Below are 12,181 nucleotides of genomic sequence, written 5' to 3' on the forward strand. Positions count from 1 at the left end.
CCGCGCGTAACGTACGAAAACTATGGAAAGTTACCCTGTCACTAAGAACATAACAACACCGTGTTCAGACCCACCGTGAAAACACGGTTTTAACCCCGAATTAACTCAGTTGGCTAATCCTGTCGAAACGTATTCACTCGAAAAGTAACAATTGTTATCCGTTCGCCGATACAAGCGTTCGTGAGGAGACGGGACGCCTCGGAGTTCGGTTGAGACATATGAGCACGGGAGATTCACAAGAGGACGCTATCGACGTACTTCAGCAACTCGGACTCAAAGAGTACGAGGCAAAGTGTTTCGTCGGTCTCACTCGGGTCTCGACGGGCACGGCGAAGCAACTCAGCGAGATTACCGACGTACCGCGGACTCGCGTGTACGACGCCGTTCGCGTGCTGGAGGCACAGGGGCTCGTCGAAGTCCAGCACTCGAGTCCGCAGCGGTTCCGGGCCGTTCCGCTCGCGGAGGCGACCGAGACGCTCCGTGCGCAGTATCAAAACCGAATCGACCGGCTCACGAACGCGCTGGAGCGGACCGACAGAATCGACTCGGGCGAACAGGGCTCGGTTCAGGAAATCTGGGCGATGTCCGGGGCCGAGGCCATCGCGAACCGGACGCACAAGCTCATCGACGACGCGGACGACGAAATCGTACTCGTCCTCGGCGACGACTCGCTTCTGACCGACCGGTTCGCCGATGACCTGAACGTCCGAGCCGAGGATGTGGACGTGATCATCGGGGCGGCGACCGAATCCCTGCGACAGCAGGTGCGGGCGGCCGTCCCGAGCGCGACGACGTTCGTTTCCGGTCTCGAATGGCTCCGCGGCGAGAGCGCCGACGAGAACCTCGCTATCGGCCGGCTCTTACTCGTCGACCGCTCGTCGATTCTCGTCAGCACCATCGTTCCAGACACCGGCGAAGAACACGCAATTTTCGGCAGTGGATTCCAGAACGGCCTCATCGTCATCTCGCGTCGGTTGCTGTCTCAGGGATTGCTCGGCCGCGACTCGGATTAATCCGCTAACGACGCTGCCGTTCGTTCGCACGCCGGGTCCCTCGACGGCGCTACAGTACGTCGCCCGGCAGTTCGTTTCGGTGGTCGTCGATGACGCGCAACAGCGGTACGATGTCGTTGAAGCGCGGACCCCTGCGGATATTGTACCAGTTTCCGTTCGGCTCGATGAGGCCCATCCGTTCGAGTTTCGGGAGGTGTACGTGATACATCTGCAGTTTCAGTTCCCGAATGTCGGTTTCGGGTGTGGCGCGGCTGTTGCCGAACGCGGCGTCGTTAGAAGTCGCCGTGAGAAGCGCGAGAAGTAGTTGGCGTCGCTCGACGTGCTGTATCGCCGAAAGCTGTGAATCAAACGAGAGGCCGGGAGCTTCGTCGCTCATCGTGCACGACAGTACAACCGGCGCGGGCCTCAATGGTAGACAAATTCATGTCTACAATCTTTTTGATTATCTGAGTGATCCTCTGGGCGCTCTTCGGTACAGGCCGGTTCGGTCCGACGTTGAACGACCCCGCTTGCGACGTATCCATGTAGTGTTAACAGTGGACGTACACGGACGAGCGATACATCGCACGCCGGCCCCAGTTAGATACTCGAATTCGAAATAGAATACTCGCCTCGTGAGCGCCTCCATCGAGAATTATTCATAAAGTAAAAAGATTGCTTTGGCTATAACCAAGACTTAATTCAAAATCAGTCAATTTTATCACCCAAAAGCGGTAACCGGTTGTGTATGAATGGCTCCGACCATGACTGGTGGCCGAACCAGTTGAAACTCGAAATCCTCGACCAGAACGCACAACAGACCGACCCGGTGGGCGAGGAGTTCGACTACGCAGAGGAGTTCCAGAAGCTCGACTACGAGCAGGTGAAAGCCGACCTCGAAGAGCTGATGACCGACTCGCAGGACTGGTGGCCGGCCGACTACGGTCACTACGGGCCGCTTTTCATCCGGATGGCGTGGCACAGCGCCGGCACGTACCGCGCCCACGACGGCCGCGGCGGCGCCTCCGGCGGGCACCAGCGCCTCCCTCCTATCAGCAGTTGGCCGGACAACGTGAACCTCGACAAGGCGCGCCGACTCCTTTGGCCCGTCAAAAAGAAGTACGGGAACCAGCTCTCGTGGGGCGACCTCATCGTCCTCGCCGGAAACGTCGCCCTGGAGTCCATGGGCTTCGAGACGTTCGGCTTCGCGGGCGGCCGCGCCGACGACTACGTCGGCGACAAGGCACCCAGTTGGGGTCCCGAAGAGGAGTGGGAGACGACCTCCCCCGACCGCTTCGACGAGGAGGGTAACCTCAAAGAGCCGCTCGGAAACACCGTGATGGGCCTCATCTACGTCAACCCCGAGGGTCCCAACGGCGAACCCGACCTCGAAGGCTCCGCGAAGAACATCCGCCAGACGTTCAGCGGCATGGCGATGAACGACAAGGAGACCGTCGCGCTCATCGCCGGCGGCCACACCTTCGGGAAGGTCCACGGCGCGGACTCCGGCGACAACCTCGAAGCCGAGCCCGAGGCGGCTCCCATCGAGGAACAGGGTCTCGGCTGGGAGAACGAGTTCGGCTCCGGAAAGGGCCCCGACACCATCACCAGCGGCATCGAAGGGCCGTGGACCAGCGCGCCGACCCAGTGGGACATGGGCTACGTCGCCAACCTGCTCGACTACGAGTGGGAAGCACACAAGGGCCCCGGCGGCGCGTGGCAGTGGCGGCCGGCCGACGAGTCGCCGGCAGACAAGATTCCGGACGCGGCTCCGGACGCACACCTCCCCGACCAGTTCGTCGATCCGATGATGCTCACCACCGACATCGCGCTGAAGAAGGACCCCGACTTCCGCGCGGTGCTCGAGGAGTTCCGAGAGGACCCTGCGGAGTTCCAGGAGTCGTTCGCCAAGGCGTGGTACAAGCTCCTCCACCGCGACATGGGCCCGCCGTCCCGACTCTACGGTCCCGAGGTCCCGGACGAAGCGATGCTGTGGCAGGACCCCATCCCCGACGCCGACTACGACCTCATCGACGAGGACGACGTCGAGGAACTCAAAGCCGAGCTTCTCGACTCGGGCCTCTCTGTCTCTCAGCTGGTCAAGACGGCGTGGGCCTCGGCGTCCACGTACCGCGACAGCGACAAGCGCGGCGGCGCGAACGGCGCGCGCATCCGGCTCGAACCCCAGCGTAGCTGGGACCTCAACGAGCCCGCCCAGCTCGATGACGTGCTCGGTACCCTCGAAGGGATTCAGGAGTCGTTCAACGCCGCGCAGTCCGACGACACCCGCGTCTCGCTCGCGGACCTCATCGTGCTGGGCGGCGCTGCGGCCATCGAGCAGGCGGCGGCCGACGCCGGCTACGACGTCGAAGTACCGTTCGAGCCCGGTCGGACCGATGCGTCGCAGGAACAGACCGACGTCGAGTCGTTCGAGATGCTCAAGCCCGACGCCGACGGCTTCCGGAACTACATCGCGGACGACGTCGACGAGCGCCCCGAAGACCTGCTCGTCGACAAGGCGGACCTCCTCGACCTCTCGGCGCACGAGATGACCGTCCTCGTCGGCGGCATGCGCGCGCTGGGCGCGAACTACCAGGACTCCGACCGCGGCGTCCTCACCGACGAGCCCGAGACGCTCACGAACGACTTCTTCGTGAACCTGCTCGACATGGACTACGAGTGGGAGCCGGTCTCGGACGACCAGTACCTGTACGAAGTGCGCGACCGCGAGACGGGTGACGTCGAGTGGGAGGCCACTCGCTTCGACCTCGTCTTCGGCTCGAACTCCCGTCTGCGCGCCATCGCGGAAGTGTACGGCGGCGACGACGGCGAGGAAGAGTTCGTCGAGGACTTCGTCGAGACGTGGCACAAGATCATGAGCCACGACCGCTTCGACCTCGAATAACCGCGCTCCCCGCCGCTTTCGGTCGCGGTTGAGGCGCGCGAAGTCGGTTTCCGCGGCGGCGTCTGCGGTCGCGGTCGCCGCGGGCTGACTTTTTCGCTCGCGTTCTCTGACTCGTCCTCGAGCGACTGCAGACGCGAGTCGGCGGTCGTTCGTCGGTCTCGACTCGACCCGACTCGACCGGACGCCGTCGGGCGTGACCCGGTTCAGTCGTCGGCCGGAACCTCGCAGTCGAACGTTTCGAGCTGCTCTTGCAGGCCGCCGGTCTGGCCCCTGAGGTCATCGAGTTGCGCTCGAATCTCCGAAATCGTCGCCGCTCTGGACTCGGCTTGGCTCGCCAGCGCGTCGCTCTGTTCTGCGATGTCCCGCGAGTGGTCGGCGATGCCGATAATCGCGTCGACCACTTCTTCGGTCGTCCGTGCGCCGTCGTCGGTCGCCGTGGCGACCTCGTTGACCGACATCTCGACGCTCTCGACGATTTCCGAGACCGCCGCGAACGCCTCGGCGGCGTCGGTCGTCGTCGACCGTCCGGTTTCGAGTTGCGTCTTCGTCCGTTTCATCTCCGCCTGCACGCGCGCCACGTCCTCGACCGTCTCGGTTATCGTCCGCTCGATGGCCGCCGAGTGGTTCTGCGTCTCGTCGGCGAGGGACTTCACCTCGTTCGCGACGACGGCGAACCCCTCGCTGCCGTCCGAGGCGCGGGCGGCCTCGATGTTCGCGTTGAGCGCGAGCGTGTTCGTCTGCTCGGCGATTGACTCGATGAGGTCGGTGCTCTTGGAGACGTCGTCCATGCGGTCGTCGAGCGACTCGACGAGCGACGCGAGCTCGCCGACGCTCTGTTCGACGTTCTCTATCGCCTCGATGGCCGCCGCCGCGGTGCCCGTGCCCTCGTCGGCGGCCGTCGCCGCGTTACTGGCCTCGTCAGAGACCTGGTCGGCGTTCGCGGCGATTTCCTCGATTGTCGCCGAGAGACTGCTCAGTTCGTCGGTTGTGGATTCGAGGTTCTGCGCCTGCTCGCGCACGTCCGTGGCGAACGCCCGCACGTCGGCCGCGAGCTGTCGTTGCGTCCGTTCGAGCGTCTCCGCGTCGTCGTGGGCCGACCGCGTCGTCCGCTCGACGGTCGCCGCGAACGCCCGGAGGTCGACGATGGTCGACGAGAGGTCGCGCTTCATCGCCACGAACGCGTCGCTGATGGCTTCGATAGCCTCGATATCGGTGTTCTCGGGCGGGTTCGCGGTGAAATCCCCCTCCGAGACCGCGTCCATGGCCGCGGCGAGTTCGTCGGCCTGCACCACCAACTGCTCGTTCAGGCGCTCGACTTCGGCCTTCGCCTCCTCGCTGTCTTCGAGGCTCTGCATCTTCTGTCTGGTCTCCTCCCGAGAGCGCTCGACGGAGAACCAGTTCGTGACTAACGCCGACGCGAGCATGAGGATGAACACCGCGTGGACGAGCCCCCACCCCATCGGATTCGAGTCCCCCTGTGGGATGTCCCTCAGTCCATCTCGGAGCCTTCGCCGCCACCGCCCCACACTGCGGTGACGGTTCTGCCCGCCTGCTGTCGACGTTCCCATACCCCCTCTTTCGACTTCGCTGTGAAATGAATTGCCACCCGTTTATTAGGGTTGGTTCTCGAAACGGGAGATGTTGCCACTAAAATCCATGTATTGTGGAATTTTGTGGGGTTTTGACATCCGAATATTCGATTGGCGACGGGTCTTCGTGTGGTTGACGAGTCTCGTCGTTGGATGTCTCTCGGCCCGGAGGGGACAGCAAGTTAGTAACGAACGAAGTTGAGTGGGTTCGATGGGGGATTCGGTACGAGACGATGCACCGCTCGTCCAGACGAAACCGCGACAAACTGGGCCCGACGGGAGTCACGTGAGCGTCAGCGAACGTGACTACGTCGGGGGAGTGAGCGAAGCGAACGGACCCGACGGGATGTTATTGGCATATACCGACAGCATACCACATTCCGGAGACATTCTACTGCCGAACCTCCCGAAGAACACGGCGACGAACCTCCATCCGCTCACGGTGCGTGCGCTTGTCGTAGTGCTTGTCGAGCACGTCCACGGACACGTTCATCCGCTCGCTCACGATCTCGACCGGGACGCCGTCGTTCAGCGACTCGGTGATCGCACCGCGCCGAATGTCGTGCGGCGAGACCGTCGAAGGACAGCGAGACGCCTTATCGCGCCTAGCAGCAGGTCTGCAGTCGTCCGGGTCCACTTCCGCGTGCGGACACGTCCCCCACTCGCACGGGCGCGTCACGGCGTAGATACTCGTTCTGTACGCGCCCTTCGAGAGCCGACCTTGTGACGACGAGATAAGCGGCTCGCGTCCGTACTCGTCGGTCACGTCGTAGTGGTTCTTCAGGAGATAATCGTCGATGACCGCGGCCACGGGTGGGCTGAGAGATACGTCGCGCTCCCCGTTCTCCTCGTTCTTCAGCGGCGTTCCCTCCTCGGGACGGTGCCGGAGTTTCAGGCACGGTTCTTCGGGGTCGTAGTCGTCCACGTCGAGCGAGTAGATCGAGCCGGTGCGCATCCCGGTGTGCCACAGGATGAGCATGATAACGTGGTCCCGAGAGGCGTAGTTGAACGTGTCCAGCCCGTTCAGGATATCCTTCGCGCGGTCGCCGCGGAGCACGCGGTCGCGCACGTCGTCCTGCGGTTTCAGGTTCGGAAGCGGCACCTTCTCGCGAAGTCCCTCTTCGACGGCGTCGATATCGGCCCACAGATCGAGGGCCACCCGGAGTGTTGTGAGGTAGTTGTCCAGCGTGACCGGCTTGATTGCGCCCTTCTTGTAGCTGTAGTACTTGTACAGCGTCCGGCCGGTCACGTCGTTCAGATTGTCGATATCGTGCTCCTCGCAGAAATCGAGGAACGGGTTCAGCCGGTAGCCGTGGTTCATGAGCGTCGTTTCGGACACGTCGCCCTCGCGGAGATCGAGGTACATCTCCACGCCCTCCTCGGGGGAGAGTGGTTGCAGATCGTCGCTCATGCGTCGGCCTCCAGCTCGAGGCCGTCGTCGCAGTTACTCTGGAGTACGACTTCCTCGCGAGAAAGTCGCTCACCGCTCACCTTATCCCGGAGTTGATGGAACCGGCCGTCAACGTCCTTGGTGGACGCGCACCGCTGGCACCAGAAGTGGTTCTGCGCCGCTTCCCACGTACGGTGTCCTCGAGGACACGTGAACTGCCAGCGGTCCGTCCGGTTCTCATCGCAAATGACCTGCGTAGTCGTCATCACAATTGGGCGGCCACCCGCTTTGTAATAATACGCTTGCTCGTACGCAGGCTGAAAGTGAAAGTGAACGAATTGGCCGGACGTACCCCCGAAATCGGGGGTTTCTGCGAGTGAAACTAAACGGTTCTTGGTGGGCTGTGCGTGCGCTCGTGCGCGGGGTTCAATATCCCGCGTGTTTGAATCGAACATGGCTTTCGTGGTTTAGGCACGGAAGCCCGTGCGGGCCTGCTGTCTCTAGCAGCGAGGTCCGCTTCTGCGGAACCTATCGGAGAGCGATAGGTTTGCGAAGTGCTTCCGTTAGGTACCCAAAATGAGGGCACGGATATAAATCTATCTTGACTGAAACCTAAATGAGTACAATTTCAATCCCAATTCAATCTAATTTCAAATCTCCATTTGGTCAAGCTGGAATTAAAAATTGAATATTCGGTGTATTCATGTGGTGCCAGTTCGCTTCCATTAATGATATAGAGATGCCCCAGTCGGACACCTACAATGTGACGTTGAAACAGGAGACCATCGACGAGTTAGAAGAACTCTATCCGGGGGCACTTGACGTTACAGAAGCTATCAGAATGGCCGTTGATGATGCGATGCACCGACGCCGAGCAGAGCTTAGAGACGATGATTCGCCATGAAAAGACGAATACTACTTTTGACTTAGTTGAAACCATAAGTCGTAGGTCGTCACAAAGGATCTCAGTGGCACACGTCCTGTTATTTCACAAACCAGAATTTATTAGGGACCAGTGTCGTTGAAAGGTCATGATTATCAACCGGGTTCGGATTCGTAACTATCGTTCAATAATCGATAGTGATTGGGTCAACATCGAAGAAGATATTACGACACTGATAGGAAAAAACGAGAGCGGGAAGTCTTCCTTCCTGAGGGCTATTTCGTCAATCAAGGACGAAGCAAGTTACTCGGATAAAGAACTCAATTACAATTCCGAGGTAACTGAAAGCGAACCTATTGTATCGCTTGAAGTTACCATCACGGATAAGTCGATTACTTCAATCGAAGGAGTAGGTGATGAAATCAGGATCGACAAATATCCAGATGGGCAGAGAAAGGTGTTTTCTGGAGATAATGTAGACCCGACGTTATTACTCTCATCTGCAATCGAATCAGCACAATCGGCAGCTGAGAATATCTATACAAGATTTATTGAATTAAGGGACCGGACAAATAATCAATTTCCAAACCACTTCAATAAGAATATTAAGGGATTATTGAACAATCTTCGTAACAAGGAGAATCCAAATGCACAGAATTGCCTGAACTGGCTATCACAATTAGAACAAGCAGTTGAGAACTCACCGGAGGAGATCTCTGAGATAGGAGAAGCCAAAGAATGGGCTTTGAAGAAAATACGAACTACTCGGGAGGAGATAAAAAATGCAGAAGATAACGACCTGGAAATAGATGACTTACTCCCATCAATTGTATACCATAGTGAAATCGATAATATCTCTGACTCAGTAAGTATAAGGGAATTGAATAACGGGCGAAATTTAACTTTCAAAAATCTGTTAACAATCTTGGACATTGACTACAGTGAGTTCAATAACTTAGACAAAGTTGACAGACTGAGAAAGTTAGATGCAGCAGAAACAACGATAAAAGGGAGTGTCAATGAGATTTGGGAGCAAAAGTCGGTGGAGATCGATTTGGATTTCTCGGAAAATGAATTTACTGTTCTCTTGAAAGACAAAGAATTATCAAGCAAAAATAACGACAACGGTAGCTCAGAAAGAACCCCTGTGACGAGAAGCCTGCTACGTCCATCAGACAGAAGTAAAGGATTCCAGTGGTTTCTGTCGTTTTATATCAATTTGACGGCAGCAACGGGGGATGGCGAAGAAACTGCTGACTTTGTATTATTGGACGACCCTGCTGTATTTTTACATCCAGAAGGAAAGCGGAATTGGCTTAACGCAATCGAGGAGATGGCAGATGACACTCAGATAATATATACCTCACACTCTCCATTCTTAATCAGGAAAGAGTACCCGTCTCGAATCAGATTAGTTGAAGACCGAAATAATGAAGGAACCCAGATTTCATCTGACTTTTTAAAATCAGACACATCAACGCTCGAACCCCTTAGGAATGCACTTGGTATCGGGTTAGGAGACTCACCGTTTGTATCAAAAAAGAAGATATTAGTTGAGGGGGCATCAGATTACTTTATCTTAAACTCACTATTGAATTATTACAAAAACTACCTTGATAAGGACATCATCAGGCGTGATGATGTAACGATTATGGCGGTTGACGGCGGAAATAATATGATACAGGCTGCAAAATGGGTCACCTCTGAAGAATTTGCATATGTTATCTTACTCGATAACGACAAGAAAGGAGTGAATGTCCGAGATACTATTAGTGCGTCACACCCAGAGATTGGGGATGATCAAGTCCTTTTGTTGAATAAAGACGATGTTGAACAAAATTATCATATAGAAATTGAAGATATGTTTTCTCCAACATTCTACATCGACTGTGTCAATGAAAAGTACAAAGAGGTTTTTGACGATTTCGAAGGCATAAAAATTGATAAACAAGAGGGTGAGTGGGTGATCGAAGACGATATCGAATATAAAGGAATGAAATTAACCTCAAAGATCCAGAAAGTGTTCAACAATCGAGGAATTGGTGATTTGGATAAAGTGCAAGTGGCAAACGTCATCAGTAGACGCCTTGACTCAGGGTCGAACGTATCAGAAAGTGATGTAGAGAACTTCACACCGATATTGGGGCAAATTAATTCGAAGTTCTAGACTAAATTTCATCTCTACCCTGGGGCTCTCGTATCTCTTGAGCAAGTGGGTGAGAAATGCGTCAATCAAATTGACACGTGGTTGATCGTCCGACACACCTTGAGCCACGAACTCCTAGCTATGTCGAACAACAGCTGGCGTTCTTTGGTAAGCTTCAGGCTGGTTCGCTTGGCCATTTATACATCAACGTATGCACTGGGGGTCGGTTTACGTGAATCTTGAGTGAACGAGTGTCTATCCTTCTTATACTTCGGGTGACCTATGACCGCGACTGCGTCGGCCTTCCGGTGGAATTGACTCGAATCTATGCACGATGACTGCCGTCAACGTCAACAAAGGTGCATACATCGAGGATGCCGTATACATTCACGCCTGACCCCGGGGGGACGGCTGTGAAATTGCCCTCTTAGTGCCTAAGGGCGTTCATTTGAGTCCGTCTCATTCTGTGGATACAAAGATGCCAGTATAGACTTCACTCGCGAAAGAGCATGGGGTAACTCGATACGCTGTGCGATGACCATTCCAACAAAAGAAATACCTAAAATAACGCCTGTCGAGAGTGAATGATAACCAACACCACGAAGAGCGAACAGAAGTGTTCCGATTGACACAGCAATACTAGCTAAACCAAGAATTTCGTTGAGTGTGTCCTCATTCTCTTCACCACCACGCGCGAACATCATAGCCGCATTCCCCTGTTGCATATTTTGTTGATGGATCTGTTGGCCAATATCGCGATACGCCTTCTCCAGTTCTGTGTACCGGGCGTACCAGTATTCTGGACTTTCCCACGCCCAATCGGGAACTTGCTCAGCTGCAAGTGGTTGGGATCCTCCAGGCATCATACCAAACCTGCTCTGCATCCACGGTGGTCGTCGTGATGACGTAGTTTGTTCTTGATCTGTCTCTTCCTGCGTTTGTTCCTGCCCCTCATCTGCCATGTCTCTGGAAAATATGTCATCGGATATTAAACTTCGCAGAAACCAATACCGGTGAGTCAAAAAATCACATCTCGGTAATAACTACTTAACGAGACCCTGAAGCAGCTCAGTCTCGTGGAGCGGCTGGATCGGGCCGTCCTCCGGCACCGGCCGAACGACGTAGACGCCTTTGCCGAGTCGCTGGACGTGCATGCTCTGTTCTTCACGTTCGTCTTCATCGGCAACGATGACGCCGTCGAGGACGAGATCGTCACGGTCGAGTGCAACAAGCGGGGTGCCGTCGTGGTTTCGGAGCTTTCGGAATACCATTGCTGACACCTCACCGGCCACCCAATCCTACTTAGTTCTATCTCCTAAGTCACCAATCACGAATACAGGCCGTGGTCGGTGTCGAACGTGAAATTACTAGACAGCGTACACTTCGATGAACGGCCACCACCACACACCCCCTTGGCGGCGTATAATTACTTACAGTATGGTCCGATTTGGCGGGTTCCGGTGGTGGCCGGTCCCCGGTAGTGACTCAATTTCGGGTGTGGGGTTGCTCGAGGAGCTTCGAGATCGACGTGGGTCAAAGGTCACTCTGAGAGACGCGACTGGTTCTGGAAACAGCTGTCGCTCAGTCTTCTACTGCCGTTCAGAACAGGTGAGAAAATACGTTCGGGGTTACTCGTGAAGCGCGTCGAGCAGCTCGAAGTCCTCTTCGATGAACCGAGCAATCCGCTCTTCGTGGTCGTCGGATTCCTCGTCAGAGTGAGAGAGACTCATTGGTTGAATAAATCAATGAAGTAGATCGGCTTGAGTCTTTCCGTGGTCACGGTTCGAGTTTATCGTGATCGAGATTTCCTGATTCCAGCCAGATAGCGAGTTCTTCGGTGTCGAAACGGCGAATTCGCTTCATCACCTGTACCGCAGTCTCTCCTGTGTCTGCTGGCTTCTCCCCGTGGCGGTCCAAGTAGTCGCGCATCGTCAGCCATGCAGTCCGCTTGTTTCCGTCTTCGAAGTAGTGTTCCGTTGCGATTTCGCGCAGAAGTGCAGCGGCGCGTGGGTACACCGGTTCGGACTCTGAGACTCTTCTGAGTAGCCGTTTGAATTTCAACCTCGGGGCAGCGACGCGCGTCCCACGATACTTGAGATCCCAATGCTCTTCCACAAGCTCGTGAGTCGCTAAGATCTCTTTGGCGGTGGGGAGTTCGTCGCTCACTACTCCGAGTCCACAGCAATTGAACATAAATGGGGCGCTCCGCGTCGCCCGAATAGGCGCGACGTTCCGAGCCCCCCTTCGCGTGGATCAACTGGAGTTGCGGGGGCGGA

The 12,181-nt window shown here is 56.3% G+C and carries 9 protein-coding genes; 3 read left to right on the top strand and 6 right to left on the bottom strand.

What is annotated here, in order from left to right; all coding sequences use genetic code 11:
• The first annotated feature begins 218 nt into the window (after positions 1-218).
• Positions 219-1,013 (top strand): TrmB family transcriptional regulator, encoded by a 795-nt coding sequence (locus BN984_RS00200; protein ID WP_049967376.1) that lies wholly within the window; start codon positions 219-221, stop codon positions 1,011-1,013.
• 49 nt (positions 1,014-1,062) lie between these two features.
• Here the strand turns inward: BN984_RS00200 and BN984_RS00205 are convergent, their stop codons facing one another.
• Positions 1,063-1,389, bottom strand: a complete 327-nt coding sequence (locus BN984_RS00205; RefSeq protein WP_049967377.1) for a hypothetical protein — start codon at positions 1,387-1,389, stop codon at positions 1,063-1,065.
• Positions 1,390-1,740: 351 nt separating this feature from the next.
• On the opposite strand from BN984_RS00205, the gene katG reads away from it, so the two are divergent.
• Positions 1,741-3,897: a catalase/peroxidase HPI gene (gene katG / locus BN984_RS00210; RefSeq protein WP_049967378.1), complete on the top strand. Its 2,157-nt coding sequence runs from the start codon at positions 1,741-1,743 to the stop codon at positions 3,895-3,897.
• Positions 3,898-4,100: 203 nt separating this feature from the next.
• Here katG and BN984_RS00215 read toward each other — a convergent pair whose 3' ends face one another.
• Complete coding sequence (locus BN984_RS00215; protein ID WP_244877434.1) at positions 4,101-5,357, bottom strand: methyl-accepting chemotaxis protein; 1,257 nt, start codon at positions 5,355-5,357, stop codon at positions 4,101-4,103.
• 520 nt (positions 5,358-5,877) lie between these two features.
• Positions 5,878-6,897 carry a tyrosine-type recombinase/integrase gene (locus BN984_RS00220; protein WP_049967379.1) on the bottom strand — a complete coding sequence of 340 codons (1,020 nt, stop codon included), beginning with the start codon at positions 6,895-6,897 and terminating at the stop codon, positions 5,878-5,880.
• A 1,010-nt stretch (positions 6,898-7,907) separates the two neighbouring features.
• Between BN984_RS00220 and BN984_RS18855 the strand changes: the two genes are divergently transcribed.
• Entirely contained in the window at positions 7,908-9,926 is a 2,019-nt protein-coding gene (locus BN984_RS18855; RefSeq protein ID WP_081909145.1) for an AAA family ATPase, read from the top strand.
• 413 nt (positions 9,927-10,339) lie between these two features.
• Here BN984_RS18855 and BN984_RS19280 read toward each other — a convergent pair whose 3' ends face one another.
• The 3 genes from BN984_RS19280 to BN984_RS00240 all read right to left on the bottom strand — a co-directional run bounded on the left by BN984_RS19280 (position 10,340) and on the right by BN984_RS00240 (position 12,071).
• Positions 10,340-10,867, bottom strand: coding sequence for a hypothetical protein (locus BN984_RS19280; RefSeq protein WP_156037870.1), 528 nt, complete (start codon positions 10,865-10,867; stop codon positions 10,340-10,342).
• 81 nt (positions 10,868-10,948) lie between these two features.
• The gene (locus BN984_RS18860; protein WP_049967636.1) at positions 10,949-11,176 is read right to left on the bottom strand and encodes a hypothetical protein; all 228 of its coding nucleotides are present in this window, start codon (positions 11,174-11,176) and stop codon (positions 10,949-10,951) included.
• 505 nt (positions 11,177-11,681) lie between these two features.
• On the bottom strand, positions 11,682-12,071 hold the full coding sequence (locus BN984_RS00240; RefSeq protein WP_049967383.1) for a type II toxin-antitoxin system death-on-curing family toxin: 390 nt from the start codon (positions 12,069-12,071) through the stop codon (positions 11,682-11,684).
• Positions 12,072-12,181: the final 110 nt, after the last annotated feature.

The sequence above is a fragment of the Haloferax prahovense genome (assembly GCF_000723845.1).
GTDB classification, from domain to species: domain Archaea; phylum Halobacteriota; class Halobacteria; order Halobacteriales; family Haloferacaceae; genus Haloferax; species Haloferax prahovense.

Bases quoted from the DNA above. Each gene is read 5' to 3' on its own strand.
- BN984_RS00200 (WP_049967376.1), top strand. From the start codon at position 219: ATGAGCACGGGAGATTCACAAGAGGACGCTATCGACGTACTTCAGCAA.
- BN984_RS00205 (WP_049967377.1), bottom strand. From the start codon at position 1,389: ATGAGCGACGAAGCTCCCGGCCTCTCGTTTGATTCACAGCTTTCGGCG.
- katG (WP_049967378.1), top strand. From the start codon at position 1,741: ATGAATGGCTCCGACCATGACTGGTGGCCGAACCAGTTGAAACTCGAA.
- BN984_RS00215 (WP_244877434.1), bottom strand. From the start codon at position 5,357: ATGGGGTGGGGGCTCGTCCACGCGGTGTTCATCCTCATGCTCGCGTCG.
- BN984_RS00220 (WP_049967379.1), bottom strand. From the start codon at position 6,897: ATGAGCGACGATCTGCAACCACTCTCCCCCGAGGAGGGCGTGGAGATG.
- BN984_RS18855 (WP_081909145.1), top strand. From the start codon at position 7,908: ATGATTATCAACCGGGTTCGGATTCGTAACTATCGTTCAATAATCGAT.
- BN984_RS19280 (WP_156037870.1), bottom strand. From the start codon at position 10,867: ATGGCAGATGAGGGGCAGGAACAAACGCAGGAAGAGACAGATCAAGAA.
- BN984_RS18860 (WP_049967636.1), bottom strand. From the start codon at position 11,176: ATGGTATTCCGAAAGCTCCGAAACCACGACGGCACCCCGCTTGTTGCA.